A 25,176-nucleotide genomic window follows, 5' to 3' on the forward strand; every position below is an offset into this window, starting at 1 on the left:
ATGCGGATCGTGTCAGGATTCGGCGTGATTCTGCGGAAGGTAGATGAAGGATCACGCAGTGTCCCACAGGGTCGCGCAGTAACTCCGTTACTGCTGCGTTACCGCTGGAGCTGCTCGGATCGCTGGTCGTCGAGCGCCGTGGCCACGGTCTCTAGATCGTCCGCGAAGAGTCCGCTGTATCGGTCCAAGGTCATCGCTGCGCTGGCGTGACCGAGCATGCGTTGAACCGCCTTCACGTTGGCTCCGGCGCTGATGGCGAGGCTCGCCGCCGTGTGCCGGAGGTCGTGAGGAGTGATCCGAGGGAAGCCGGGGTCCGCGTCCTGGGCTCTGCGCACGGCTCCGACGAACCACCCGCTCTTGGCGTTGCCCGGTCGGAGGTGTGTAGTCCCGTCGCCCCAGAGGAGGTCGCCGGGCTTCTTGTCCTCAGCGGCCTCTGCGATGGCCGGCGCAAGGAAGGACGGGTAGACGACGGATCGTCGCTCGTGGGTCTTGGGGGTCCCGACCTTCACGTGCCCGTTGACGACGACGGCGTTCTCCTCGATGAAGAGTCGCCGCTTCGTCTGGTCTACATGCCGGACGCGGAGACCGGTGGCCTCGCCCCAGCGGAGCCCTGTATAGGCCAGGAAGCGCACGAAGTCGGGGTGCTTCGAGCCCTCTGCGAGGAGCTCGACTTGTGCGTGTGTGAGGTAGCTCCTCGTTGCGCTTTGCCGTCGGGGGAGCTTCACATCGCGGGCAGGGTTCGAGGAGATGCGGCGGTCTCGGAGGGCGGTGTCGAGGATCGCCGCCAGGACTCCGTGGGCTCGGGTGACGGTCGTCGGGCTCTTGGCTTTCGCGAGCTCGGCGACCCAGGCGACGACCTCTCCGTGTCGGATCGAGCCGACCTTGCGGGAGCCCCACTTCGGCTGGACGTGGATTCTCCACGCCGACTCGTCGGAGTGGAAGGTCGAGGCCTTCACGGTGGCTTGGTGTGCGGCCAGCCAGTCAGTGCCGAGGGTTTCGATCGTCGCAACCCCAGCTGACGGCGCGACGTAGGAGCCGGTGAGCTTCGAGACTTCGACTGTGGCCAGGTAGGCGGTTGCCTCGCGCTTCGTGTGGAACCCGCCCTTCCTGGCTGTCTTTCCGTCGGGCTTGCGGTAACGGGCTTCCCAGCGCTTCCCTGCCTTGGTCTCGTAGGAGTAGGTGCTTCCCAAGCCGTCCTCCTCGTGGGGGATCGAGGTGCGTGCAAATGTGAGGTAAGTGTGACATACTGGGTCGTAGGCGAGCGGCCAGATGTTGCTCACCGACCGAGCCACCCGGCGTGAGGGTGAGCTGAACCCCGCAAGGGGAGCCGAGCAAGACGGACTCGGAAGTCACCGGCGGCGACCAAGAAGCCGACGGACCGGCGAACTCTCCTTACCCGAGGTTCAGTCATGGCTTCCGCTGTCCCCACTTCTCCGTCCCCGTCACTTCTCGACCGTCTCAGGACGGCTTCTTCCGGGCCCCTCTTCGCCCAGCTCGTCGCCCCTGCCGACCTGGCTCAGGCCCTCGGCGTTACCGAGAGGACCCTCTCCTCATGGCGTGAGCGTGGCACGGGCCCGGCCTACGTCCGTACCGGGGAGAGGATCGTCCGCTACCTCCCCGAGGACGTGGACGCCTGGCTGCGTGCGCAGCGCTTCACCGGGACCGCCGAGGAGCGCCTCTGATGGCTCCTACGTCGAAGTGTTCCGAAAACCCGTATTCCCGGATTCCGGCCTCCGGCGTTGCCCCGGCTGATGCCGACTCTTCGGCCGAGAAGTGCGCTCTGACCAGGGACGATACTAATCGTGCGCGCGGGGGTGACCCCTTGGGTCACTGCCTCCTGCGCGTGCACTGTGCACGTTGGGAGGATGCCTGCGAACATGGACTGAACAGGCGGACCCCCGAGGCTGTGGCCCCTCTCCTGGGGGGGGGTCTCCACGTTCTCCTCCATCTGGGTGTAGGTGGAGCGGTAGAGTTGCTCCACCTCGTCCGGGGAGGGTTACACCACTATCAGGGACTCAACTGAACCTGATCCGGATCATGCTGGCGAAGGGACTGGTCTAGCAGGGCTTCTTTCCTTCGCTGGCCTCCCCATTAGGAGGTTACAGTGTCCCATTCTGTTGTCGGCCCCGCGACGTCCTCAGTCGAGGTGCGCCCGAGGGCCGCGGTCATTTCCGTCCTCATCAAAGATGACCATGTCCTCTTGGTGCGTCGCGCGAACCCTCCCGATGCAGGATTCTGGGGATTCCCGGGCGGGAAGATCGAATTCGGAGAAACGATCACCAAAGCCGCCGAACGCGAACTCGGTGAAGAAACCAGCATCATCGGTCAGGCGACCGGTGTTTTGACTTCCGTTGACGCGTTCAGCCGAGACGAGACTGGACGGTTGGACAGTCACTACGTGCTTATCGCCGTGCTCTGCCAGTGGCGCTCGGGGCAACCCCACGCTGGCGACGACGCCCTCGAAGCACGCTGGTTCCCCCTCGACGAGGTCGACGAGGCCCGCCTGACTCTGAGCAAGGATGTCGCCGAGGTCGCCCGCTACGCCGCCACACAGCAGCAGAAGGAAGTGGGCTGACCCCGTTTTTTAGGTCCGGTGGTTCTGGGAGTCGTCCTGTCGCCCGTGGTTGCGGGCAGGGAGACTGGTCAGATCATGTCGAACAGCAGGAAGCGTCACACCCCGGAGCAGGTCGTCCGCAAGCTCGGGCAGGCCGACAGGATGCTCGCCGACGGCAGCGACATCGCCGCGGTGTGTCGGGAGCTTGGGATATCCGAGCAGACGTATTACCGGTGGCGTAATCAGTACGGCGGACTGAAGGCCGACGACGCGAAGCGCCTCAGGGAGCTGGAGAAGCAGAACGCCACGCTCAAGCGGTTGCTGGCCGAAGCGGAGCTGGAGAAGGCTGCGCTCAAGGAGCTGGCCGAGGGAAACTTCTAGGCCCGGGCAGGCGCCGCGCCGCCGTCTCGCACCTGATCAGGACACTGCAGGTGAGCGAGCGGATGGCGTGCCGTCTGGCCGGGCTGAGCAGGTCCGCGTACCGTCGCCCGCTCAAGGGCGACACGGTCGCCGACCCTGATCGCGCGTTGCGAGACTGGCTGCGCGCCTGGGCGAAGGACCATCCCCGCTACGGGTACCGGCGGGCGTATCACGACGCCCGGGGTGAGGGCCGGGCGGTCAACCACAAGAAGATCCAACGCCTCTGGCGAGCCGAAGGCCTCCGCGTCCCGCAGCGGCGACGCCGCAAGCGTGTCGGATCCTCGACCGTCGACGCCCCGGCGGCAGTCGCACCGAACCTCGTATGGGCGGTGGACTTCCAGTTCGACGCCGACGAGCGGGGCTGCCCGATCAAGATCTGCTCCATCGTCGACGAGCACACCCGCGAATGCATCGGCGGGCTCGTGGAGCGGTCGATCACCGCCGACCGGCTCACCGCCCACCTCGAAGAGCTCGTCGCCGTCCGCGGTGCACCGGGTGTGCTCCGCAGCGACAACGGGCCCGAGTTCATCAGCGACGCGATGGCCGACTGGGCGGGTACCCGCACCGGCCTGTTCTACATTCCGCCCGGCTCGCCCTGGCACAACGGATACGTCGAATCGTTCAACAGCCGCCTCCGCGACGAGTGCCTCAACATCAACAGCTTCCACTCACTGCTGCACGCCCAGGTCGTGATCGGCGACTGGAAGACCGAGTACAACCATCTGCGTCGGCACTCATCGCTCGGCTACCTACCCCCGGCCGAGTACGCTCGGCAGTGCACCCATCAAATCGAAACCGACGACTCACAGAGCGACCGGACCGAATGAAGGGGGCGGCCCAGATCCCCGGTGTCGGAGCAACTGCCTCTGGGTGAGACACCCTCCTGCGGGTGCGTCGGGGTCGGCAGATGGCGGAGCAGGTCTCGGATCGACCCCCGGCGCGCTCACAGCGCGCTCAGGCAAGGTGGTGGGGGGCCGGTGGTGACGATGTTCGACCTGCTGAGGAGGGGGGCCTCCTGACCAGGGGTTTTTCTGAAACACGCCCCTGACCTGGTATTTTCATGGAACATGACCTCTGACCAGGGGTTTTTCTGAAACACGCCCCTGACCTGGCATTTTCATGGGACATGACCTCTGACCAGGGGTTTTGACGAAATGCCTGGTGAGAGGTGCTTTCCGGTCAGACCTGTGGTGCAGGTCACATGAGTGGGTCGGATGGTGCCGTTGTTCTGAGACGGACTGTTCCAGATGGTCAGTGAAAAGTGGTACAACTGGTACATCTTCGCCGAAGGGCTACCTGATCAGGTATTTCTTCGTATCGCCGCAGTGGGCTCCGAAGGGCGTGATGAGACCATGTCTTGTCGTTTTACCTGATCAGAGCGTAAATCTGAAGCAACATCCTGCAGCGGGTGGAAGCTGGTGATTCTGGCCGAAATGCCGCGTGATCAGGGGATATGTGAAGAACAGCCACGGTCGGAGGCTGCTCGGAGGGCGGGTTGTGAGGCACCGAAACCCCTGGTCAGAGGACAGGAAGGGGCGGGCTGTGAGAGTGCCGGGCGGCCCTTTTCCCTGATCAGAGCGTAGATCGCTATCTCCTGTACCACTTTCTGTACCACTTTTGCTGAAAAAAGTGGTACAGCGTTTTGCCTGGTCAGGAGGTAGGTCCTATCTTTTGAGAGAGATTCTTAAATATAAAAGTGGTACAACGTTTCCCCTGGTCATCCGCCGAATCACCCCCAAATGTACCACTTGTACCACTTTTTTCCAGGAAGCGTACACGCGCGCGCATGCGCACGCGCACACACGCACGCGCATGTATATCTTTCCGCGAAAAAGTGGTACAACCGGTACATTCGCCTCTTTTCACCCTCTGACCAGGTACTTCGCTGTACCACTTTTGCTCCGGCGCTGGGGCGAAAGTGGTACAGGTTTCGGCGATATGGTCTCTGACCAGGGGTTTGGTCGAAGGGCCTCAAAGGGCGAAAGTGGTACGCAAAGTGGTACACGATCTACGTCTTTGGCGTCTGATCAGGGGTTTCGACGACTTCGGCGTGGTGCGAGAGGCCTCGAAAATCGGTGTCTTCACGGTCTGATCAGGCAAAACAGCACCTCTGAGGGTCGCTCCTCGTCAAAAACACAGCACCCCTGCCTGTGGGGCAGGGGTGCTGTGCTGTGAAGGCGGTGAAGATCAGTCGGCCGGGCAGTCGGCCCAGATGCCGTCGCCCTTCTCCTGAGCGTACTCCACGTCCTTCTCCAACTGGGTGTAGGTGGAGCGGTAGAGCTCGTCCACCTCCTCCGGGGAGGGCAGGTACTCGCCGTAGGTGGCATAGCCGTCCTTCAGCATCCAGGTGTGCGCCCACGTGGTACTGGTCGGGCGGATGTCCAGCAGCGGGCGGCCCTCGGTGTCGGTGCTCGGGATGGAGCGCACCATCTCCTCGGTGTGGAGGTTCCACAGGTTCGGCATGTAGGCGCGGATCTGGCGCTCCGGGTCGTCCATCTCCAGGTTGGCCTGGAACTGGGCGGCGGCCTTGTCCGCACCGCACTGATCACCCTCGGGGACGGAGAAGTTGTAGTCGGAGATGATCAGCTCGTAGGGCTCCTCGAGCTCCTTTTTGATGGCGGCGGAGCCGGGGTCCTGGTCCGGCTGGTCGCTGCGCAGCTCGAAGTCGACGCGCATCTTCAGCGAGTTGCCGTCGAGCACCTCCAGTGGGTGACCCTGGTAGCCGACGATCGGCGGCTCGGCGGGTGCACCCTCACCCTGGTTGGACTCCGGGGTCGGGTAGTCGGTGCCGGCGGACTGCTCGGCAGAGCCGTTGTCGGCCGGGGCGGACGAGGAGCCGGCCTCGGGGTCTCCACCTCCGCAGGCGGTCAGAGCAAGGGTGGCAGCAGCTAGAAGTGAGAGGGATGAGATCCGTTTCATCGAAGACTCCTGTGTGATGAAAAGCCCGATCAGGGGGCAAAAATAGACACCTTTAGGTTACTGCCTCCTGCGCGTGCACTGTGCACGTTGGGAGGATGCCTGCGAACCCGCCCGACCTCCGAGCCCTCGGCGTCGAGGTCGCGCGCCTGCGCAGGGCACGCGGATGGTCCATCGAGCGGCTCGCCGAGGCCGCTGGGATCAGCAGGAAGGCCGTCATCCAGATCGAGGCCGGCAGGGTCGCCGCACGCATCACCACGCTCCATGCGGTCGCCCACGCGCTGGCGGTCCCGATCGGCGAACTCGTCGGCGTCGTGTGCCACGAGCACCCTGGCCGGCTGCATGAGCCGGCACCGATGGACTGAGAACGCAGACCCCCGAGGCCGTGGCCCCGGGGGTCTCGTCGGTCAGCACTCCCGGAAGACGTACACGCCGCCGTGGGGTGCAGGCTCGACGGAGTGGCTGTAGCGCTGGTCTCCCAGCCACTTCTCGAAGTCGAAGTAGCTGCGGGCCTGCTCGGGCCAGTCGCCGAGCATGTCCGTGGACTCGATCAGGTGCCAGCCGTAGTCGGAGAAGTCGGGCCAGTGCCCGGCGTAGGCGTCACGGAAGGTGCCGGTGTCCGGCAGCCCGTCCGCGTCGGCGGCGTAGCCTGCGGACTCGACCCAGGCGCAGTAGGCCGGCCAGTCCTGCTCGCCGACCTCGGCGTAGACCTCGGCCCAGCGGCTGACCTGGATCAGGTCCGGCTCGCCTCGGGTCGGCAGGTGCTCGGTGTCCAGGCAGAGGATCTCCTCGCACCAGACGGTCGCAGGATGGCGGGCGTCGTGGATGGACTCGATGCTCACCTGCTCCCAGTCCTCCAGGTCGAACCAGCGGCCCACGAGACGGCCGGAGTTGTAGCAGTGCAGGCAGCCTGGCCAGATGCGGGGTGGGTAGGTGACGGTGATCGTGGTGACGGTCATGGGATGCCTCCTCAAGGCTCAGAGGGAGTAGACGAAGACGCCCTCGGGGGCGTCGGCGACGGTCCAGCCGTTGCGCTGGTCGCGGACGAAGCGGTCGAAGTCGAAGTAGCGCTGGGCCTCCTCGGGCCAGCCCTGGTGGTAGTCGTTGCAGTCGATCCACTGCTGGCAGAAGTCCTCGAAGTCCTCGTACTCGCCCTGGTAGCGCTCCAGGAAGTCCGAGACCACGGGGACGCCGTCGTGGTCGTAGGTGTGGGCCCCGGCGTCGACCCAGGCACGCAGGGCGTCGTGGAGCCACGGCTCGACCTGCTCCAGCGCGAGGTCCAGGGTCTGGTCCACGGCGGGCGGGGTGAGGCGGGTCATCGGTCCATCACCGCCAGGTTGTCGACGAGCACCGCGGCCCGGTAGGCCCTGGAGTTGAACGGGCCGATGCAGTAGCTGCCGGTCCAGGTGACGATGCCGGCCTCGACCAGGGACGCGGTCAGGCCCTCGTGCTCGGACCAGTCCTTCAAGAAGACCTCGCCGATCTGCGGGGCGTAGCCGTAGACGGTCAGGTCGCAGTTGAGGACCTCGGCCTCGCCGTCGGGCCAGATCATCTCCAGCAGCTGCGTGCGCGGGCTCCAGCGGATGCGGGCGTAGACGTCCTCGTCGACCAGCCGCAGGCGCACAGGGTGGGTGGTGGTGGCCATGGTGGCTCCTCTCGCAACAGCAGCGCACCGTGACCGTCACGGCTCCTGCTGTCGCGCAGGTCCCCGGCGACGGCTCCGCCGGCGCGTCGTCAGCGCTGGAAGGGTTGTCCACAGACTCGTGCCCCCGGTGTCGTGGTGGTCGCCCGGCCCCGTAGGGTGGTGACAGCGGCTGAGGCCATCCCCCCTTCGCGCCTCGCCGCCAGCCCCTCCGGCCTTGATCCCGTTTCCGCCGGAGGGGCGCTTTTCTCCCCCGCGGCAGGCCACAGGTCCTCCGGGGACAGCAGAGCCCCTCCACGGGCCCGTGAGGGCCTGCTGGAGGGGCTCTGTGCGTGTGGGAGGGCTCAGCCCTGTTCGGTGTTCTCCACGCGGTCCAAGGCCCGGTAGAGGGTCGAGCGTGAGACGCCGAGGGACGTGGCCACCGAGGTGAGGGACTCACCGGCCGAGATGCTGGCCTGGGCCATCCTGACCTGCGCGTCGGTCAGGGCCGGTGGTCGGCCGGGGAAGCGGCCCTCCGACCGGGCGTGGGCCAGGCCCTCGCGGGTCCGCTGGGACAGGAGGTCACGCTCCCACTCGGCCAGGGACAGCATGACGTGGGCGACGACCTTGTCCGCGGGGCGGCTGGTGTCCAGCTGCGGGTCCAGGCTCTTGACGGCGATCCCGCGGTCCTGGAGGTCGGCGATCGTCTCCACGGCCTCGCGCAGGCCGCGGCCGAGTCGGTCGAGGCGCGTGACGGTGAGGACGTCGCCGGTGCGGGCGTAGTCGATCGCGGCCTGCAGGCCCGGACGGTCCCACTTCCGGCCCGAGATCGTGTCCTGGAAGAAGTGCTCGGGGTCGCAGCCAGCTGCCAGGAGGGCCTCGCGCTGGGTGGCGAGGGACTCCTCCTGGCGGCTGGTGCTGACGCGGGCGTAGCCGATCTGCATGATGTCAGGCCTCCTCGGTGGCCTGGCGGTAGAGCTCGAAGAGGTGGGCCACCAGGTCCTTCTCGTCGAGGCCGGGCTCCAGCCCGTAGGCGCGCTCCACGGCGTCGTCGAGGGCCTTGTGGGCCTGCACCAGGTCGGAGTACAGGAACGCCTTGTCGGGGTCGTAGAGCTCCTTCAACGTCGCCCCGGCGTACTGCGCGCGGGCGTCGAGGACCGCCCGGGCGCAGTCGGTGATGAGCAGCTGCTCGTGGGCGTCGGCGTCGGGCCACACCAGGTTGTTGTAGACGATGGTGTTGGCGTAGTTGTAGTCCGACTTGAGGCGTCCTGCCACGTTTCGCATCCAGGCGTTGTGGGCACGCGAGGTGAGGACCCCGAAGTCGTACTCGGTGGCGTCCGGCACGAAGTAGAGCTTGTTCCCAGGGATCATCCCATCGGTCACGAAGCCGATCGGGATGTACTGCCGGCGTTCCGAAGAAACCGAGGGAACCGCGAGGTACGCGCCTTCACCGTGATAGCGGATCTCGTCGAAGAGCCAGGGTGTCGATGCCTTCTTCCTAGTCGCGGCCTTGGTCGATGCCAGTCGCATCTCCTTGACCTTGTTCACTCGGTCGAGCACCTTGGGCATGTTGGCAAGGGTCTGCATGGGGCAATCCACAAGCCAGAGGCAGTAGCGGTCCTCACCGCTGATGAACTCAGCCCCCATCGAGAACTCGCGAACCCACTCAGCTGCCGCGGGTTCCGCCTCGATCAGTTCGCTGCGTTCCTTGGGCGTCAACAGCAGGTTGCGCCCGTCCGAGGGCTGACAGCCCCGGATCATGGGGAGGGAGGCCGAGATCGGTCGTGGCCTCCTTCCGATGAAGACATGCGGCGCGTCGACGAGGTAGGCGTTGATCTGGTCCACCTGCTCGATCGTGACGCCGGTGCGGTCGTAGGTGAACAGGAGCTTGTCCGGGCGATCGATGAAGCTGAAGCCCACTATGACGACATGGACGTGTGCGGCGTCGCTGGACTCGGAGGCCCACACGAACGTCCTGTGGGCGAAGTTGATGGAGACGCCGCGATCGAAAAGGGGCCTCCAGAGCGGCAGGACCTGCTGGCCCTGGCAGATCGAGTTCGTCGACACCAGAGCCGCCTGGATGGTGGTGCCCTCCATGTAGTCGGCGGCGAGCCTGTACCAGCAGGCGACGTAGTCCAGCAGGTTGCCGTCCTTGCCGAAGATCCGCGTGCGGTCGGCCTTCTGGTCGGGGCTGAGGTTGGAGTACCCGATGAACGGCGGGTTGCCGATGATGTAGTCGCACTCAGACGGGTCGAGCACCTCGGCCCAGTCGGCCTGCAGCGCATTGCCGAGGACGACGTGTGCGGAGTCGCGCAGCGGCAGGTCCTTGATCTGGCTGTAGACGACGGTCTCGGCCTCGGCGTTGGCCTGCAGCTCTGCGATCCACATGGCAGTCGTCGCCACGTTGACCGCGAAGTCGTTGATCTCGATGCCGTGGAACTGCTTCAGCGAGACCTTCAGCGGTGAGTGCTCCTCCGTGAAGCCGAACATCGCCTGGTCATGGTGGATGACCGAGAGGATCTTGTTCTCCAGCTTGCGCAGCTGGATGTACGTCTCGGTCAGGAAGTTGCCGGAGCCACAGGCCGGGTCGAAGAAGGTCAGCGCCGCGATCTTGTCGTGGAAGCGGATCAGGTCGTTGCGCCGCTTGCGGTCGCCCACGCCCTCGGCGGTGAGGATGGTGTCCAGCTCGGCCTTGAGGTCGTCCAGGAACAGCGGGTCGATCAGCTTGTGGATGTTCTGCGGCGACGTGTAGTGCATGCCACCGGCACGACGGGTCTCCGGGTTCAGCGTGGACTCGAAGACGCCGCCGAAGACGGTCGGGCTGATCTGGGACCAGTCTGTGCCCTCACTGACCTCGTCCAGCAGGACGTCGACGATCTCCTGGGTCAGCTGCGGGATCTCGACGTCGGCCTCGAACAGCCCGCCGTTGACGTAGGGGAATGCCTTCAGGGCGGCGGAGGCGTAGGGGTCGCGCTCCTCGGGCTTGGCTCGGAGCTGGGCGAACAGCTCCTTCAGGGCAGCACGGGCGCGGTCCGCCGGCACCGGCTTCAGATAGCGGTAGAAGGCGTTCTTCCTGAAGAGGCCGGCGTCCTCGGCGAACAGCAGGAAGACCAGGCGCACGCAGAGCACGTTGAGCGAGTGCTTGGACTCGTCGGAGTCCGGGTCGATGTACTGGGCGCGGAGCAGGTCGTAGAGCTTGCCGATCAGCGCACCGGCATCCAGGGAGACCTTCTCCTCGCGCCGGCGACGCTCGAGCTCCGGCTCCACCAGGAAGTCCAGCAGGTGCAGCTGCTCGGGCAGCTCCTCGAGGCGGAAGTGGGTGTAGCCGTTCTCCGGGTCGTCGGAGTCCAGGTCGTGGATGCGGAAGTGGTCGAAGTCGCAGACGATGATCGTGTCCGGCCGCTCCGAGTTGCGCAGGGAGTCCGCGTAGTTCTTGGCCTGCTGGTACGGGGTGACCATGATGCCCTGGCGCAGCTCCGGCTTGTCCAGGTCCACGCCCAGCGACTTCTGCTCGATGACGGTCTTGGCGTCGCGGATGACGACGTCGATGTACCCGCGCTTGTTGGTGGAGGTCTCGAAGCGGGCCGAGGTGGTCACGTCGGTCATGCCGACGACGTCTCGCAGCAGCTCCAGCCAGAACGAGGCGGTGTCGCCCTTCTCGTAGCCGCGGCCCTTCCACTTCTCGGCGAAGTCCTTGGCGCGCTGCACGCGCTTGCGCTTCTCCGCCGCGTAGTTCACATCTCCACCCATGCCCTGCTCCCTGCTGTTCTGAAACCGGTCGTTTCCAGGACAGGGCCGGCGCGACGGTCATGGAGGGCCTCAAGGCCCGGAACCGTGTCGCAAAAACCCTGTCCGTTATCCCGATCGTAGCGGAACGGTTGGACAAGCGATAGTGCAACAGTGCAGCTCAGAAAGGGCCCTGACAAGGGATGTGGCTTCGTTCGCTTGGTGGCGGGGTGTGACTTCGTCCGCTCATTGGCGGGGATCTTCCGACGCTCGATGGCGGCCCCGTCGTTGTGGCTCCGGAGCGATGACTGCGGGACGGCGTCCCGCAAGACGATCGCCAACACGTAGCGGGAACGGTGAGCCCCCTTCTGTTTTGGACCGACGATCTGTCAGCAGGCGCTGGTTGAAGCCTTATCGCGAACTCCGCGGCTTGTCATGAGAGCTACACCGGCAAGGGCCGTCCAGAGGCTAAGCGTGTCAAAGGAGATCCGTTCGGCGCCGCCGAGCCCCAACCAAGGCACCTCGGCCCCCTCCAGCGCCGCGAGGAACGCTGCGAACCCGACTATTGACACCACCAAGGCCACAATTGTGAGCTGGCGGAAGCGCCCCGGCCCAGCAGCTGCGGCGAGCATGCCCATTGCCAGCCACTGTGCGACCGCTTGGCCGAGTGCGGCACTATCGTGCGCCCCGGGATATATGTCCCACGGCGCCAGGCCGACGATCGAGACCAAGAGCCCGGTCAGCGCCATCAAGATCATCCCAGCTCGACCTGAGCGGCTGTCCCACCAGCCGTACATCAAGATCGCGCCGATCATGATCAGCACACCGGATGCGGCCATGCCGGCGTTGAACAGCGGATGCCATGGAGAGCAAACGTCGCGCACCTGCTGGCCCTGTTCGGAGAATTGCCCACAACCGACGACCCCGAGGTCGCTGATGGCGTTGTGCGTCACCGAGTACCCCTGGGGCCACCGCAGCGCGACCAGCAGCTGCAGAGGGAATATCACAGCGCTGGCCATCCAAGCCACGGCTCCGGCGCGGTATCGATTCACTACGTCCCCCTCATGTACCATACGAACGTATGGATACCGTAGCAATGACCGGAAGTGGCCGCAACTCCGTCCGGGAGCTGGTGATGGACGCTGTCGTGCAAGTGCTGGTCCGTGACGGTCTTGACGGCCTGTCAGTGCGGCGCGTGGCTGCTGAGGCAGGTGTCTCTATTGGTGCCGTTCAGTATCATTTCGCCACCAAGGATGCTCTGTTGGTCGCCGCCGCCAATCACGTAACCGCCCACTTCAAGTCGCGTGCTGAAGAGTTGACCCATCGGGTGCTGGCCGAGGAGGGGGCAGCTGCTGCATTCCTCGCCTTCTGTCAACTCCTGGCCAACGCGATTGAGGCTCCCGATGGAGAGGCCGGGGACACTAACGCCACGATCGTCTGGTTGTGGTTCGCAGCGAAGGCTACGCAGTGTGGCGCCGTCGCCGATGCCTTTGCTGCCGGATGGTCACTGACAGAGAACTACCTGCGCGGCCTCATCGCCGACCTCTTCCCACAGCTCGACGCGGCCGAGGAAGCCGGGCATCTGCTCGCCGTCCTCGACGGTCTCGCAGTCGCTCGAGCCTCCGAGCCCGACCGGATGCCGCCGCACCGCGCCGCCACCATCGTCCGTCGCCACTTCGCCCACCTGAGCGGCGGAGATCCGGCCAGTTGACCGAGAGGTGGCGTGCATCCCACATGGGGAACCCCAATCGGCACGTGCCACAAACGTTCGTTTCCGGTACGACGCGGGGTTGACGGGCAGCGCTGGGTGTGGCTTGGTTCGCTTGGTGGCGGGGTTTTTGCAGCGCTCCGTGGCGGTCTTGTTGCCGCGATCACGCAGGACTGGCTGCAGGTAGGTGTCGCGGTCTGAACCGAGAGGGGTGCGCCCGGTCGGGGCCGTTTGGATCGCTGCCGCTACGTCAGAGTCCGAAGGCTCCGCCGCTGACGAGGATCACGATGCCGAGGCCGATGAGAACGATGGGGAAGAGGATGTGCTCCCAGCGTTCGAGCACTTCGGCGATCGGGGGGCGGGTGGCGACGAACTTTGCCAGGGCCACCAGGACCGCGACGAGCGCGAGGAAGACGATGCAGTAGGCGACTACTGCGAGAGGTTCCACGCTGAGGAAGACAGGGGTGTAGACGCCGATGTTGTCGCCGCCGTTGGCAAGGGTGACGCCTGCGACTGTCCACACGCCGACCTTCTTGCCGGCAACCTTGGCCTCGTCGTCATCGTCGTCATCGTCTCCGCGCCAGGCCTGCCATGCGGCCCGGAGGCCGAGGCCTAGAGGGATGAGACCGAAGTACGGGATGGCTGCCGAGGGCAGGAATGCTCCGGCGCCGATGGTCACCAGGACCGCGGCACCGAGGATGCCGGCGAATCCGAGGTACTGGCCGGCCAGAATGCGGGCGGTAGTGCCGCGCTGGCCTGCCCCTCGCGCGAAGAAGAGGGAGAGCACGATGATGTCGTCGATGTTGGTCGCTGCGAACAGGCCCATCGCCTGCAAGACCGAGGTGAGGTTCATGCGCCCTCCCCAGCTGCGTCGCATCCGGGAAGCGAGCAGGCGGGATCGATGCACGGGGCGTCTTCGTCCACTGCCAGGGTGGCATCGACCAGTGCCGTCAGCGCCTGCGCCAGGTGCGAATCGGCGATCTCATATCGTGTCCGACGACCCTCGGGCTCGGAGACGACGATCCCGCAATCGCGCAGGCATGCCAGGTGGTTGGACACGTTCGGGCGTGTCAGGTCCAGATCTCGGGCCAGTTCCGCCGGGTAAGCGGGATGGTCGAGCAGGGTCAAGATGATCCGGGATCGAGTGGGGTCGGCCAGTGCACGACCCAGGCGGTTCATCACGTCGAGACGCGAAGCAATAGTCAGCATGCACTGAACTATACAGCGCGCACTGAACACTCGGTCACAGGCGTCAGCCCAGATCGCATGCCCGCAAGGGGATCCCGTCGTGCAGGTGGCGGTGGACCATCCTGAGTCGGCCGGTGGGGGTCAGGGGTGCGTTAGCGTGAGTCATGAGTGGGTCTTTTCGGGCAGGTGGGTGGTGTAGGAACTTCCATCCTGCGGGAGAGGCCCACTCGTCTCATCTCAGCCCGGTGCCCATGTCAAGAACCTCATGACCCACAACAGTTAGGTCTGCTTGCCCAAAGGACATGGGGAGGGCGGCTGCAGATGGGCAACGGATCGCTGCTGCCCCCTCACCTGCCCTACGGCGCCCGTGGATGGTTGCCGCCCGTGGACGGTTGCGCGGCGCCCGGCGGGGCCGCTGCGCGCCCCGCGGGCAGGGGGACGGGCGGGGCCGAGGAGCCCCCGCGGGCAGGGGCACATGGGGAGGGCGGCAACGTGTCGCACAAGGATTTGTGTGCGACAGCGTGTGCGACAGCGTGTGCGACTCTAAGAAAGCCTGATCAGAGCATGTTTCGTATCCATTTGTCGCACTGTCGCACAAGAAAAGACTAAATAATGCGCACACGACGGTACGTGGCTTTCGCCTGCATGCGCGCATATAGAAAGTCAGATCCCTGTGCGACAGTGCGACAGTCCGACGGAAACACATTCTGATCAGGAGAAAACACTTGTCGCACACGCTGTCGCACAAGGATTTTCGCTGTGCGACAGTCGATGCAAGCTGTCGCACAGACCTCGCTGCCCCCTCCCCCCGTCCTCCCCCGTGGACCCCCAAGGGGACTAGCCGGGCGCGCCAGCGCCCCATGTGGCCACCTGCCGACGGGTGGGTGAGGTCGACCCCGACCCGGCCGACGTCGGCGAGCCGGCCGAGCCGAGTGAAATACTCTCTGATCAGGGAAAAAGCGTTTGACTGCCCCTACTGCTGGCATTGTTGCGCAACAGTCGCTAGGATTGTTGTGCCGTCTCAGAGCACCCGGACGGAGGTCTGACGAAGGTCAGATGGCGGGCTAGATCGGTCACATCAGGGGGCCGGAGACCTCGGACGCAGCCCAGTCGAGGCCAAGAGGGTGTGCCTGCCTTCAGAGGTGCTCCATGTCCGAGTATTTCCTGGTTCGGCCCGAGTCCGAGCTGAACTTCACCCAGGCGGCCAAGGTCGCCGGTGTCTCCTACTCCACCTTCCGCTCCTGGGTCCAGGACGGACGGGTCCCTGTCATCCAGATGGGTGAGAAGATCCGCCGTGTCCGCTACGCCGACGCACTCGCCCTCCGACGTCGGACCGGCCCGGAGCCGTCGACCGACATCGACCCGTACATCGAGGCCGTCGTCGCGGCCGCCCCGCAGTTGACCGAGGGTCAGCTGGATCGTCTCCGCGCTGTGACGAACGGGGGTGTCGCGGCATGACCGTGGAAAACGAAAGCCGCCCCGCGGTGAACGGGGCGGCGAAGAATGCGTTTGGCGACGCTGAAGGTGATTTTACCACCCCGGTGTGTGTGAGGACGACCGACGAGGTGGTGGTGGAGGTCGCCTGCGAGGTTGCGCGCTGCTATCCCGACAGTTCCCTCGAAGATCAGGCTCGTCTGTGCGTGTACAGGTCGGAGGCGGCCGTGAAGGCGTTGAACGAGCAGCGCAAGGATCGGGGGTTGGTCCGGGTGGCTCGGCCGACGTCTCTCCTGCCGGCCCAGGCGGCTGTGCTGGCGCTGGCCAAGCACGAGGTGAGAGTGGTGGTCCCCAGCGACACCAGTGGCGTGAGCGGCGTCGGGCTGCTGGCCGTCTATCAGGAGTCGGGCGAGAAGGCCGGCACCTACGAGGTCCTCGGCGACGAGGGCGTGGGTTCGCTCGCTCTGTCGCTGAAGCCGACTGCCGATGGGAACTGGACCAAGGAGTTCGATCGGCAGCTGCGGATCAGGGCGGAGGAGGTGGCAGAGACGGCTGAGGCCGGCCTGATCCCGATGGCGAACTGCTGGTACGACTACCACTCTAGGGAGCGATTCCCCTTCTCGCCTGACCGGGTGACGTTGGCGAAGTTTGCGACGAACCTTCCTGAGCAGCCTCCGCAGGTCCCCGAGATCGTCCAGGCCGATGGGAGCCCCTGGAACGCCGAGCAGTGGTTCCAGGAGACCTACGAGGGCATCGACACCTTGCTGCTCCAGGTCCTTGGGATGTGCCTGCGGCCCGGTCACGACTGGCGCAAGATGGTGTACCTCACCGGCACGGGCCTGAACGGCAAGGGCACGTTCCTCCAGCTGATCCGCCAGGTGGTCGGCGCCTCGCTGACGTGTGCGATCCCGCCGTCCAAGTTCGGGGACCAGTTCGCCCTGTCGGGTGCGATCGGTCGCCGTGTGGACCTGGTGGACGAGGACGATGTGGGCACGTTCATCAAGGACGCCGCTCGGCTCAAGCAGGTGATCTCACGCGACCCGGTGACGATCGACCGCAAGCACCGGGATCCGATGGCTGTCCAGCTGCGCATGGCGATCATCGTCTCGCTCAACGAGGTCTCCCAGAAGTTCAAGGACAAGTCCCAGGCGCTGCGCGACCGGCTGGTCTTCGTGCCGTTCACGGCCCGGTTCGCCGGGGCGAAGAAGAACCCTGCGATCAAGGACGACTATCTGTGCCGGGCCGAGGTCCGTGAGTGGTTCGCGTGGCAGGCGCTGGTGGGCTTGAAGCCCTACGAGAGTCTGGACGAGTCGTCGACGGCGGTCGTCGAGGCCAACCACGAGGCGTTGGTCTCCTCCGATCCGGTCATGGAGTTCGTCGACGAGTTCTTCGACAAGTTCGACGAGATGGTCTTCCTGCCGTTCGGCTTCCTGTATGAGGTCTTCAAGCACTGGCGCAGGGAGAGCAATCCTGCAGGTTCGGTCGAGGCTCAGCGAGTGTTCACTCAGCGTCTGAAGGAGTACCTGCCCGACGGGTGGTCCGTCCCAGCAGGCAATGGTGGCAAGGACCAGGAGCTGAGCACGTCGACCTGGTTCGTCGGGCACACCGAGTACAGGGCGGATAACTACCCACCGGAGTCAGCGCTTCGTCATTGGTTCGAGCAGCTCCGGGGGCGTCATTCCCCGCGGGTGGCCCGCAAGGCCCGTGGGCTGGTGAAGAGCTCGATGTGGACAAGTGTTCAGAAGTCTGGAAAGACCCCACGGGAGGTCCTCGACGAGCTCAACTACGCCAAGATCCGGCCCCAGTTGGTCGAACGGGGCATCGTCTTCCCCGCTAAGTCACCCGACGAGGAAGACAGCACCGAGCGCAATCCCTTCGACATCGACGGCGGCATCGCCTTCCCCGCTGAGTCGCCCGACGAGGACTCGGGCAGCACCGAGCGCAGTGCCTTCGACATCGACAGCGGCATCGCCTTCCCCTGAGTCACCCGACCGGCCGGGATGGGCACGGCCAGACAGCACCAACTCGACCCTGAAGAACCAGAACTGACAAGGAAGGAACGACCGATGACGAACACCCTTGACGCCGAGCTGGCCGCGATCCGCAAGGAGGCGCGCGAGAAGGCCGAGAAGGCACGCGCTCGCGCTGCCGCCGAGCAGGCGAAGGTCGATGCCGAGGTGCTGCGCCTCCTCCGTGAGGAGCAGCCGGACGGCTACGCGAACCTCGCCCGCCGGGCCCGGCGGGCCCTCGCCGACAAGGCCGAGGCTCGCCGCCGGGCTCGGGCCGAGTCCAAGGCTCGGCGTGAGGCCGAGAAGCAGCAGACCACGACTTCGGGGCAGTGGCCGGCGTCCGCCGGCCACCCGGAGGAGAGGTCGGACGGCTGACGACGGCCGCCAGGCCGTCGAGGGAGGCGGGTCGCCGGTGCCCTGTGGGTGCCGGTCCCGCCGACCAGGCCGAAGGACACGCTCCGAGCGAGCGAGGAGTGGGGCCGGAGGCCAGCCCCGCAGGGCCCCGGACAGACCGAGCGCCAGCGAGTGTCTGTCTTACGGGGTTAAGACACTTCGTGTCCACGGGGCGGCGCAGCAGGGGTCCCCGTGGAGACGAAGTGTCGTCGGTGGAGGAGAGAAGGGGGTGCGCAGCAGGGGCCCCGCTCTCCTCCACCGACTGGGTGACCAAAGACAGAGTGAACGACGACAAGGAGTGAACATGGTCGGCAGGGCATCCTTGCACATCACGCACGGCAAGAACCTCGGTGAGAGGGGTGCGGTCGTGGACGAGATGTGCCGGTCCGCCTCTCCGGAGAGGTCCGCCTACTGGGCGCGGAAGAACCCTTCGATCGTGCTTGCGGACGAGCATCTCAACGAGAACTGGGTGCACACGGTGGATGGTGAGTGGGTGCAGCCTGCCTCGGTCGCCGAGGCGCAGCGCCACGTCCAGGAGTACGGACGGAGTCGCGCGGATCGGGTCGCCGGGGGTATCCGCGAGGACGTCTGGAACGAACGAAAGCAGAAGGCCACGGGAGGGACGGTCACGACGAGCTACCTGGTCGCGCACCTCCCGAGGACGCTCTGCAAGGAGGTGCCGAACGTCTACCCGGTCCTCGACGACAAGGGGAACCCGGTCCTCGATGACGACGGGAAACCGGTCCGTCGTTCGCGGTGGGTGGCACGGGACCCGGACGAGGCACGGCGGTACTTCGAGGACGTGGAGGAGTTCCTCGTCGAGCACCAGATCCCCGGCGGTCGGGATGCTCTCCTTGCCCGCAGCATCCAGCACTCGGAGAGCACGCCGCACGCGCAGTGGGCGTTCGACACCTTCGCTGACCATCCCACGAAGGACGGCTTCCTCCGGGCTGATGCCTCCCGGGCGTGGTTCTCCCACCGAGACGTCCGCGACGAGGACGGGAAGGCCATGTCGGGCCCGGCCAAGCTCCGCCGTCTCCACGAGAACCTCAAGGCCCACATGCGCGAGCGCGGCTGGGATGTGGAGCTGACCGTCGACGCGGAGCGCGAGGGCGTCGGGCAGGACAAGGCGGCCTACGAGCGGACACAGGATGCCCTGCGCAAGGCGGAGGCGCAGGCCGAGAAGTCGGAGGCCCTCCGCGCTGTGGCGAAGAGGGACGGGGATGCCGCCTTCGAGGACCGTCGGGCCGCCCGCAAGGAGCGCACCCAGGCCGAGGAGGAGGCCGTCTCGATCCGACGCAAGGCCCGCGACGAGGGGCGCAAGGAGGGCTACGCTGCCGGTCTCGCCGCCGGGGCGAAGGAAGCCCGGGAGAACCTCGCGGAGGATCTCCGGGCCGCTCAGGATGCACGGGCTGCCGCCGAGGCTCAGAGAGCGGCTCTCGCCCGCCTGGCTGAGGATCTCGAGGATGAGCTGGAGACAGCTCGGTCCCTCGTCGGCTTGGCAGGGGCAGTGAGGCTCAAGTCCGGGAAGACGGTCGCCGAGAGGGTCAAGGAGCACGAGGCTACGGCGCTTCGCGCTCAGAGACTCCTCGACGACACCTCGCCCCTGGACCTCCCGTCCTCCTCCTCGAGGAGGGAGTTCGAGGCTGGAGGGTGAGGTCCTCGAGCCTTCGTGTTACTGCTGCGTTACCGCGAGTCCATCGTCGGACATGCAGAAGGGCCCGGGATCCGCTTGTTTCTGCGGTTCCCGGGCCCTTCATCTGTGCGGTGACGGTGGGATTTGAACCCACGGTACGGGGTTACCGTACACAGCATTTCGAGTGCTGCACCTTCGGCCGCTCGGACACGTCACCAGACTGGTGCAGACTACCCGAGACCCTCTGCCGACCCCAAACCGGGCGTCGGGGGGCTGGCGCGGCGTTCAGCCCCTGCGGGCGGCGAAGAAGTCGCGGAGCAGGCGGGTGCACTCGTCCTCCCGGACGCCGGCGCGCACCTCGGCCTGGTGGTTGAACCGGGGGTCCCGCAGCACGTCCACCACGGATCCGCAGGCGCCGGCCTTCGCGTCCCAGGCGCCGAACACCACGCGGGGGATCCTGGCGAGCAGCACGGCGCCGGCGCACATGGGGCAGGGCTCGAGGGTGACCACCAGAGTGCAGTCCTCTAGTCGCCAGCCGCCCGCACTCCCGTCGGCCTGCCGGGCGGCCACGGCACGGCGCAGGGCGAGCACCTCGGCGTGGGCGGTGGGGTCGTGGACCTGCTCGCGCTCGTTGCCGGCGGAGGCGATCACCTCGCCGTCCGGCCCCACGACGACGGCCCCGATCGGCACGTCTCCGGCCTCACCGGCCGCGCGGGCCGCCTCGAGGGCGACGCCCATCCAGGCGTGTTCGGCCGGGCGCTCGTCGAGGGAGAGAGGGGAGTCGGTCACCGCTCCAGCCTACGGTCCGGTCGGGCGGTCCGGAGCCCGCCGCCGAGACGGGGCCCCGGTAGATTGGAGGCATGCGCGTACATGTCGTCGACCACCCGCTGGTGGCCCACAAGCTCACGATCCTCCGGGACAAGAACACCCCGTCGATGATCTTCCGTCAGCTCACCGAGGAGCTCGTCATGCTGCTCGGCTACGAGGCCACCCGTGGCGTGGCTGTGGAGCCGCGGGAGATCGAGACCCCGGTGTCGAGGATGACCGGCACCCAGCTGAAGCGGCCGCGTCCGCTGATCGTCCCGATCCTCCGGGCCGGTCTCGGCATGCTCGAGGGCATGGTCAAGATGGCCCCCTCCGCCGAGGTGGGCTTCCTGGGCATGGCCCGCAACGAGGAGACGCTGGACATCGTCACCTACGCCGAGCGCCTGCCGAACGACCTGACGGGCCGTCACGTGATCGTGCTGGATCCGATGCTCGCCACCGGCGGCACCCTGGTCGAGGCCATCCGCTTCCTGTACGAGCGGGGCGCCGAGCGCGTCACCTGCGTGTGCCTGCTGGCCGCGCCGGAGGGCATCGAGCGCCTGGAGAAGGGCATCGAGGGCCTCGAGGTGGACCTCTACCTGGCTGCGATCGATGAGCGGCTGAACGAGAAGTCCTACATCGTCCCGGGCCTCGGCGACGCCGGCGACAGGCTCTACGGCCTCGCGGAGTGAGAGCAGTGTGAGGTGGTCCGCTCTGTAACACTCCGGGCGAATGTTTCATCCATCAGGCGGACCGGAGCGGCTTCCGGAAGGGCCCGGCACCCATTGGGTGCCGGGCCCTTCTGCATGTGCGTGCATAGTTCTTCGGTGCCGCAGAGTGGCAACGGGTGCCGTTCTTCGGAAAACGCCCGGTCAGCGAGTTCTCTGCCGGAAAGTCGCCTGGAAGGTTATGCAGGCGCCTCAATAGTGAGCTTGGCCACGATCAGCCGCCAAGCGTCTCGCCAGGTGAGACGAGCGGCCTTGTGTTACTTGCCGGATCCTTGTGTGACGACACATTCTTGTCATGTGACACGGCGCCGGACTCCACGCCGGCGACCGCACCACCACCCGTCTCGTCAGGAAGAGCAGTCCCATGGGCGACACCGCAGGCTACGTTCACATCTCGGTCCGGAATGCACAGCGTCGAGCTGCCATGCACTCCCACGCCCCGAACCTGCGGCTGGCGTCCGCCCATGAGGACCATCCGACGACCCATCCGGCGGCGGTGTTGGCCCCCCGCGGCGGCGGCCCCCAGCCGGTCTCCCGGGAGAACGAGGCCCGGGGCTTCGTCCTCTACGTGGGCATGGACGAGCTGTCCGCCTCCGCAGCCGGAACCTCTCTGACCCGCCTGGCCAACGAGCTGCGCCACTATGTGGAGTCGCTCGTCCCCGGCGCCGAGTCCCACGCCGCCGTGGCCATCGCCCCGGCGGGCGCGGAGGGGTCGGATCTCGAGGTCGTCCGCCAGGTGCTCGGCGACCCGACCATCCAGTCGGCCGTCCGCCCCGAGCTCGCGCAGGCCCCGGCGCCCGTCTCCACCCGTCAGCCGGGCATCCTCATCGACCTGTCCCGCCGCGAGGTGCAGCTGGACGGGGAGGCACTGAACCTCACCTTCAAGGAGTTCGAACTCCTCAACTACCTCGTGGAGAACGACCAGCGCACGGTCGGCCGCGAGGAGCTGCTCGAGGCTCTCTGGAAGAACTCGGACGAGACCCCGAACGAGCGCACCATCGACGTCCACATCCGCCGGCTGCGCGCCAAGCTCGGCCGCCTCTCCAGCACCGTCCGCACGGTGCGCGGCCAGGGCTACCGCTTCTACCGCCATCCCGAGGTCGTCGTCTGGGCTGCCCCGGAGTACAGCATCTGACCTGCCCGCCGCCACGTGGCGGCCCTTGGCGACGACGGCTCCTCGCCCTGCGCGGGCGAGGAGCCGTCTCGTACTGTGGGGCCATGGCCCGCCACGACGTGAAGACCCTGCTCGTGATGCGCCACGCGACCGCCGCCTGGGCGGCCGACGGCGTCGACCACCATCGACCGTTGGCCGGTCACGGCCACGAGGAGGCGGCGGCGACGGGCCGTTGGATGACGGAGCGCGGCTGGATCCCGGATCAGATCGTCTGCTCGGACGCGCTGCGGACGCGGCAGACCTGCGTGTGGATCGGCGAGGCGCTGGGTGAGAAGGCGCCCACCCCGTACCTGGATCCCCGCCTCTACGGAGCGGACGCGACCGGCGCACTGTCGATCGTCAACGAGACCGAGGAGAGCACCCGGAGCCTGCTCGTGATCGGCCACATGCCGTGGGTGCAGGGGCTCGGAATGCGGTTGATGTCCGCTGACTCGGACGAGGACGCCGCCCTCGACATGGCCCAGGAGTACCCGCCGGCAGGGCTGCAGGTCTTCGAGGTCGAGAAGCCGTGGGCCGAGCTCGACGGCCGAGACGCCCGACTGGTGTCGTTCATCACACCCTGAGTCGAGGCGGAGGCGGGGCTGCTGCACGGGCGAGTGCCGTCGTCGGGAAGCCGCCGGCAGTCCTCGGGATACGGGCAAAGCGAAAGGCCCCGCACCGTGGTGCGAGGCCTTTTGTCTCTGGCGCGCCCTAAGGGATTCGAACCCCTGACCTTCTGTTCCGTAGACAGACGCTCTATCCAGCTGAGCTAAGGGCGCTCGTTCTCAGCTCCTCGCTGCGAACTTGTAGAACACTACACGACGATCTCGGTCGATGCAAAGTCGGGGTCCTGGTGCCGTGACGTGACCTGCCCCACGCTTCGCTTCGCGCGCGCTCGGGTAGGATGGGGCCACTCGGAGAGCCACAAGGATGTGGTGCCGCGCTATGGGCGTGTGCCGTGTTCGTGGTGACTCTGACCGGCCCCGGATCGTCTATGGGAGGAAATCCCCATCATGGCTGACAACGCCACCACCGAGTTCGCCCAGCGCGCCACCGAGAACGCGCCCACCTCGTACGCCCAGCTGCTCCAGTGGGTCGGCGAGATCGCCGAGCTGACCCAGCCGGATGAGGTGCACTGGGTGGACGGCTCCCAGGAGGAGTACGACCGCCTCGCCGCCGAGCTCGTGGAGGCCGGCACCCTCACCAAGCTGGCCGAGGACAAGTTCCCCAACTCCTATGCGGCCTTCTCCGACCCGGCCGACGTCGCCCGCGTCGAGGACCGCACCTTCATCTGCTCTGAGAAGGAGGAGGACGCCGGCTTCACCAACAACTGGATGGAGCCCGCGAAGATGCGCGGCATCCTGGAGGACGCCTTCCGCGGCGCCATGAAGGGCCGCACCATGTACGTGATCCCGTTCGTCATGGGTCACCTGGACGCCGAGGACCCGAAGTACGGCGTGGAGATCACCGACTCCGCCTACGTGGTCATGTCCATGCGCATCATGGCTCGCATCGGCACCGACGTGCTGAAGAGGATGGAGGAGACCGAGGCGTTCTACGTCCCGGCCGTCCACTCCGTGGGCGCCCCGCTCGAGCCGGGTCAGGAGGACGTGGCCTGGCCGTGCAACGAGACCAAGTGGATCGTGCACTTCCCGGAGGAGCGCTCCATCTGGTCCTTCGGCTCCGGCTACGGCGGCAACGCCCTGCTGGGCAAGAAGTGCTACGCGCTGCGCATCGCCTCCGTGATGGCCCGCGACGAGGGCTGGCTGGCCGAGCACATGCTGATCCTCAAGCTGACCAACCCGGAGGGCAAGTCCTACCACCTGTGCGGCTCCTTCCCGTCCGCCTGCGGCAAGACCAACCTCGCTCTGATCGACCCGACCGTCGAGGGCTGGAAGGCCGAGACCCTCGGCGACGACATCACCTGGATCCGCCCGGGCAAGGACGGCGAGTTCCGCGTCATCAACCCGGAGGCCGGCTACTTCGGCGTCGCCCCGGGCACCGGCTGGTCCACCAACCCGAACGCCATGCGCGCGATCGCCAAGGGCAACTCCCTGTTCACCAACGTCGCCCTCACCGACGACGGCGGCGTGTGGTGGGAGGGCATGACCGACGAGACCCCGGCCCACCTGACCGACTGGCGCGGCAACGACTGGACCCCGGACTCCGACACCCCGGCGGCCCACCCGAACTCGCGCTTCTGCACCCCGATCGACCAGACCGACATGCTGGCGGACGAGTACCACGAGCCGAACGGCGTGAAGCTGGACGCCATCCTCTTTGGCGGCCGCCGCAAGACCACCGTCCCGCTGGTGACCGAGTCCTTCGACTGGGAGGACGGCGTGCTCAAGGGCGCCACCCTCTCCTCGGAGACCACCGCCGCCGCCGTGGGCGCCGTGGGCGTGGTGCGTCGCGACCCGATGGCCATGCTGCCGTTCATCGGCTACGACGCGGGCGACTACCTGAACCACTGGGACAAGGTCTCCGGCGAGGCGGACGCGGACAAGTTGCCGCGCATCTACCTGGTGAACTGGTTCCGCCGCAACCGCGACGGCGGCTTCGCCTGGCCGGGCTTCGGCGAGAACTCCCGCGTCCTGAAGTGGGTCGTGGAGCGCCTCGAGGGCAAGGCCGACGCCACCGAGACCCCCATCGGCTTCGTCCCGACCCCCGAGTCCCTGGACCTCACCGGCCTGGACGTCAAGCCCGAGGACCTCGAGGACGCCCTCAAGGTCGACGCCGACGAGTGGGCCAAGGAGAACGAGCTCATCGAGGAGTGGCTCGGCAAGTTCGGCGAGTCCCTGCCGGCGGCCGTGCGTGAGAAGTTCGAGGCTCAGAAGGCCCGCTTCGGAGCCTGAGCGATCCCGGCCCGACGGCCGGCGACTCCCC

At 66.6% G+C, this 25,176-nt stretch carries 24 protein-coding genes and 2 tRNA genes; 13 read left to right on the top strand and 13 right to left on the bottom strand.

Going from position 1 to position 25,176, the window contains the following annotated elements; translation table 11 throughout:
* Positions 1-98: 98 nt before the first annotated feature.
* Entirely contained in the window at positions 99-1,280 is a 1,182-nt protein-coding gene (locus CEQ11_RS03260) for a site-specific integrase (protein WP_227718712.1), read from the bottom strand.
* Positions 1,281-1,409: 129 nt separating this feature from the next.
* On the opposite strand from CEQ11_RS03260, the gene CEQ11_RS03265 reads away from it, so the two are divergent.
* The 3 genes from CEQ11_RS03265 to CEQ11_RS03275 all read left to right on the top strand — a co-directional run bounded on the left by CEQ11_RS03265 (position 1,410) and on the right by CEQ11_RS03275 (position 3,801).
* Positions 1,410-1,682, top strand: coding sequence for an AlpA family transcriptional regulator (locus CEQ11_RS03265; RefSeq protein WP_088477740.1), 273 nt, complete (start codon positions 1,410-1,412; stop codon positions 1,680-1,682).
* A 422-nt stretch (positions 1,683-2,104) separates the two neighbouring features.
* A complete protein-coding gene (locus CEQ11_RS03270) occupies positions 2,105-2,575 on the top strand; it encodes an NUDIX hydrolase (protein WP_088477741.1) in 471 nt (156 codons plus the stop codon).
* Between the two features lie 75 nt (positions 2,576-2,650).
* Positions 2,651-3,801 (top strand): IS3-like element ISPfr10 family transposase gene (locus CEQ11_RS03275; protein WP_088478876.1). Its coding sequence is split into 2 segments (ribosomal slippage): positions 2,651-2,921 and positions 2,921-3,801, totalling 1,152 coding nucleotides; the frame shifts between segments, so codons are not numbered across the junction.
* Positions 3,802-5,161: 1,360 nt separating this feature from the next.
* Here CEQ11_RS03275 and CEQ11_RS03280 read toward each other — a convergent pair.
* Positions 5,162-5,893 (bottom strand): hypothetical protein, encoded by a 732-nt coding sequence (locus tag CEQ11_RS03280; RefSeq protein ID WP_088477742.1) that lies wholly within the window; start codon positions 5,891-5,893, stop codon positions 5,162-5,164.
* 95 nt (positions 5,894-5,988) lie between these two features.
* Between CEQ11_RS03280 and CEQ11_RS03285 the strand changes: the two genes are divergently transcribed.
* The gene (locus CEQ11_RS03285) at positions 5,989-6,255 is read left to right on the top strand and encodes a helix-turn-helix domain-containing protein (RefSeq protein ID WP_088477743.1); all 267 of its coding nucleotides are present in this window, start codon (positions 5,989-5,991) and stop codon (positions 6,253-6,255) included.
* Positions 6,256-6,297: 42 nt separating this feature from the next.
* Here the strand turns inward: CEQ11_RS03285 and CEQ11_RS03290 are convergent, their stop codons facing one another.
* From CEQ11_RS03290 to CEQ11_RS03315, 6 genes are all read right to left on the bottom strand, one after another.
* On the bottom strand, positions 6,298-6,849 hold the full coding sequence (locus CEQ11_RS03290) for an antirestriction protein ArdA (RefSeq protein WP_088477744.1): 552 nt from the start codon (positions 6,847-6,849) through the stop codon (positions 6,298-6,300).
* A gap of 18 nt (positions 6,850-6,867) precedes the next feature.
* Entirely contained in the window at positions 6,868-7,209 is a 342-nt protein-coding gene (locus tag CEQ11_RS03295) for an antirestriction protein ArdA (RefSeq protein WP_088477745.1), read from the bottom strand.
* Positions 7,206-7,535 (bottom strand): hypothetical protein, encoded by a 330-nt coding sequence (locus CEQ11_RS03300; RefSeq protein ID WP_088477746.1) that lies wholly within the window; start codon positions 7,533-7,535, stop codon positions 7,206-7,208. Before CEQ11_RS03300 ends, CEQ11_RS03295 begins: the two co-directional genes overlap by 4 nt.
* 341 nt (positions 7,536-7,876) lie before the next feature.
* Positions 7,877-8,455, bottom strand: coding sequence for a recombinase family protein (locus CEQ11_RS03305; protein WP_088477747.1), 579 nt, complete (start codon positions 8,453-8,455; stop codon positions 7,877-7,879).
* Positions 8,456-8,459: 4 nt separating this feature from the next.
* The gene (locus CEQ11_RS03310) at positions 8,460-11,261 is read right to left on the bottom strand and encodes a DNA methyltransferase (RefSeq protein WP_088477748.1); all 2,802 of its coding nucleotides are present in this window, start codon (positions 11,259-11,261) and stop codon (positions 8,460-8,462) included.
* A 365-nt stretch (positions 11,262-11,626) separates the two neighbouring features.
* Positions 11,627-12,256: a DUF998 domain-containing protein gene (locus CEQ11_RS03315; RefSeq protein ID WP_227718713.1), complete on the bottom strand. Its 630-nt coding sequence runs from the start codon at positions 12,254-12,256 to the stop codon at positions 11,627-11,629.
* 62 nt (positions 12,257-12,318) lie between these two features.
* Between CEQ11_RS03315 and CEQ11_RS03320 the strand changes: the two genes are divergently transcribed.
* A complete protein-coding gene (locus CEQ11_RS03320) occupies positions 12,319-12,948 on the top strand; it encodes a TetR/AcrR family transcriptional regulator (protein WP_088477750.1) in 630 nt (209 codons plus the stop codon).
* Positions 12,949-13,195: 247 nt separating this feature from the next.
* On the opposite strand, the gene CEQ11_RS03325 is transcribed toward CEQ11_RS03320, so the two are convergent.
* Together CEQ11_RS03325 and CEQ11_RS03330 are read right to left on the bottom strand one after the other, a co-directional pair.
* Positions 13,196-13,798, bottom strand: a complete 603-nt coding sequence (locus CEQ11_RS03325; RefSeq protein ID WP_067191811.1) for a cadmium resistance transporter — start codon at positions 13,796-13,798, stop codon at positions 13,196-13,198.
* The gene (locus CEQ11_RS03330) at positions 13,795-14,154 is read right to left on the bottom strand and encodes a helix-turn-helix transcriptional regulator (RefSeq protein ID WP_006590980.1); all 360 of its coding nucleotides are present in this window, start codon (positions 14,152-14,154) and stop codon (positions 13,795-13,797) included. The genes CEQ11_RS03325 and CEQ11_RS03330 overlap by 4 nt, the downstream gene beginning before the upstream one ends.
* 1,128 nt (positions 14,155-15,282) lie before the next feature.
* Here CEQ11_RS03330 and CEQ11_RS03335 point away from each other — a divergent pair.
* The 4 genes from CEQ11_RS03335 to CEQ11_RS03350 all read left to right on the top strand — a co-directional run bounded on the left by CEQ11_RS03335 (position 15,283) and on the right by CEQ11_RS03350 (position 19,626).
* Entirely contained in the window at positions 15,283-15,591 is a 309-nt protein-coding gene (locus CEQ11_RS03335; RefSeq protein WP_088477751.1) for a hypothetical protein, read from the top strand.
* Positions 15,588-17,549, top strand: a complete 1,962-nt coding sequence (locus CEQ11_RS03340) for a phage/plasmid primase, P4 family (RefSeq protein WP_088477752.1) — start codon at positions 15,588-15,590, stop codon at positions 17,547-17,549. The genes CEQ11_RS03335 and CEQ11_RS03340 overlap by 4 nt, the downstream gene beginning before the upstream one ends.
* An 84-nt stretch (positions 17,550-17,633) precedes the next feature.
* Positions 17,634-17,951 carry a hypothetical protein gene (locus CEQ11_RS03345; protein WP_088477753.1) on the top strand — a complete coding sequence of 106 codons (318 nt, stop codon included), beginning with the start codon at positions 17,634-17,636 and terminating at the stop codon, positions 17,949-17,951.
* 322 nt (positions 17,952-18,273) lie between these two features.
* On the top strand, positions 18,274-19,626 hold the full coding sequence (locus tag CEQ11_RS03350; protein ID WP_088477754.1) for a hypothetical protein: 1,353 nt from the start codon (positions 18,274-18,276) through the stop codon (positions 19,624-19,626).
* A 108-nt stretch (positions 19,627-19,734) separates the two neighbouring features.
* Here CEQ11_RS03350 and CEQ11_RS03355 read toward each other — a convergent pair.
* Together CEQ11_RS03355 and tadA are read right to left on the bottom strand one after the other, a co-directional pair.
* Positions 19,735-19,822: transfer RNA gene (locus CEQ11_RS03355), tRNA-Ser, on the bottom strand.
* Between the two features lie 68 nt (positions 19,823-19,890).
* Positions 19,891-20,343, bottom strand: a complete 453-nt coding sequence (gene tadA, locus CEQ11_RS03360) for a tRNA adenosine(34) deaminase TadA (protein WP_070638136.1) — start codon at positions 20,341-20,343, stop codon at positions 19,891-19,893.
* A 122-nt stretch (positions 20,344-20,465) separates the two neighbouring features.
* Here tadA and upp point away from each other — a divergent pair, with 122 nt between their 5' ends.
* From upp to CEQ11_RS03375, 3 genes are all read left to right on the top strand, one after another.
* Complete coding sequence (gene upp / locus CEQ11_RS03365; RefSeq protein WP_067190334.1) at positions 20,466-21,101, top strand: uracil phosphoribosyltransferase; 636 nt, start codon at positions 20,466-20,468, stop codon at positions 21,099-21,101.
* A 400-nt stretch (positions 21,102-21,501) separates the two neighbouring features.
* The gene (locus CEQ11_RS03370) at positions 21,502-22,272 is read left to right on the top strand and encodes a winged helix-turn-helix domain-containing protein (protein ID WP_067190333.1); all 771 of its coding nucleotides are present in this window, start codon (positions 21,502-21,504) and stop codon (positions 22,270-22,272) included.
* A gap of 83 nt (positions 22,273-22,355) precedes the next feature.
* The gene (locus CEQ11_RS03375) at positions 22,356-22,874 is read left to right on the top strand and encodes a histidine phosphatase family protein (protein ID WP_088477755.1); all 519 of its coding nucleotides are present in this window, start codon (positions 22,356-22,358) and stop codon (positions 22,872-22,874) included.
* A 118-nt stretch (positions 22,875-22,992) separates the two neighbouring features.
* On the opposite strand, the gene CEQ11_RS03380 is transcribed toward CEQ11_RS03375, so the two are convergent.
* Positions 22,993-23,069 (bottom strand) — tRNA-Arg (locus CEQ11_RS03380).
* A gap of 234 nt (positions 23,070-23,303) precedes the next feature.
* Between CEQ11_RS03380 and CEQ11_RS03385 the strand changes: the two genes are divergently transcribed.
* Positions 23,304-25,145, top strand: coding sequence for a phosphoenolpyruvate carboxykinase (GTP) (locus CEQ11_RS03385; protein ID WP_088477756.1), 1,842 nt, complete (start codon positions 23,304-23,306; stop codon positions 25,143-25,145).
* The last annotated feature ends 31 nt before the right edge of the window (positions 25,146-25,176 follow it).

Source organism: Micrococcus sp. FDAARGOS_333 (assembly GCF_002206575.2).
Classification (GTDB): Bacteria; Actinomycetota; Actinomycetes; order Actinomycetales; family Micrococcaceae; genus Micrococcus; species Micrococcus lylae.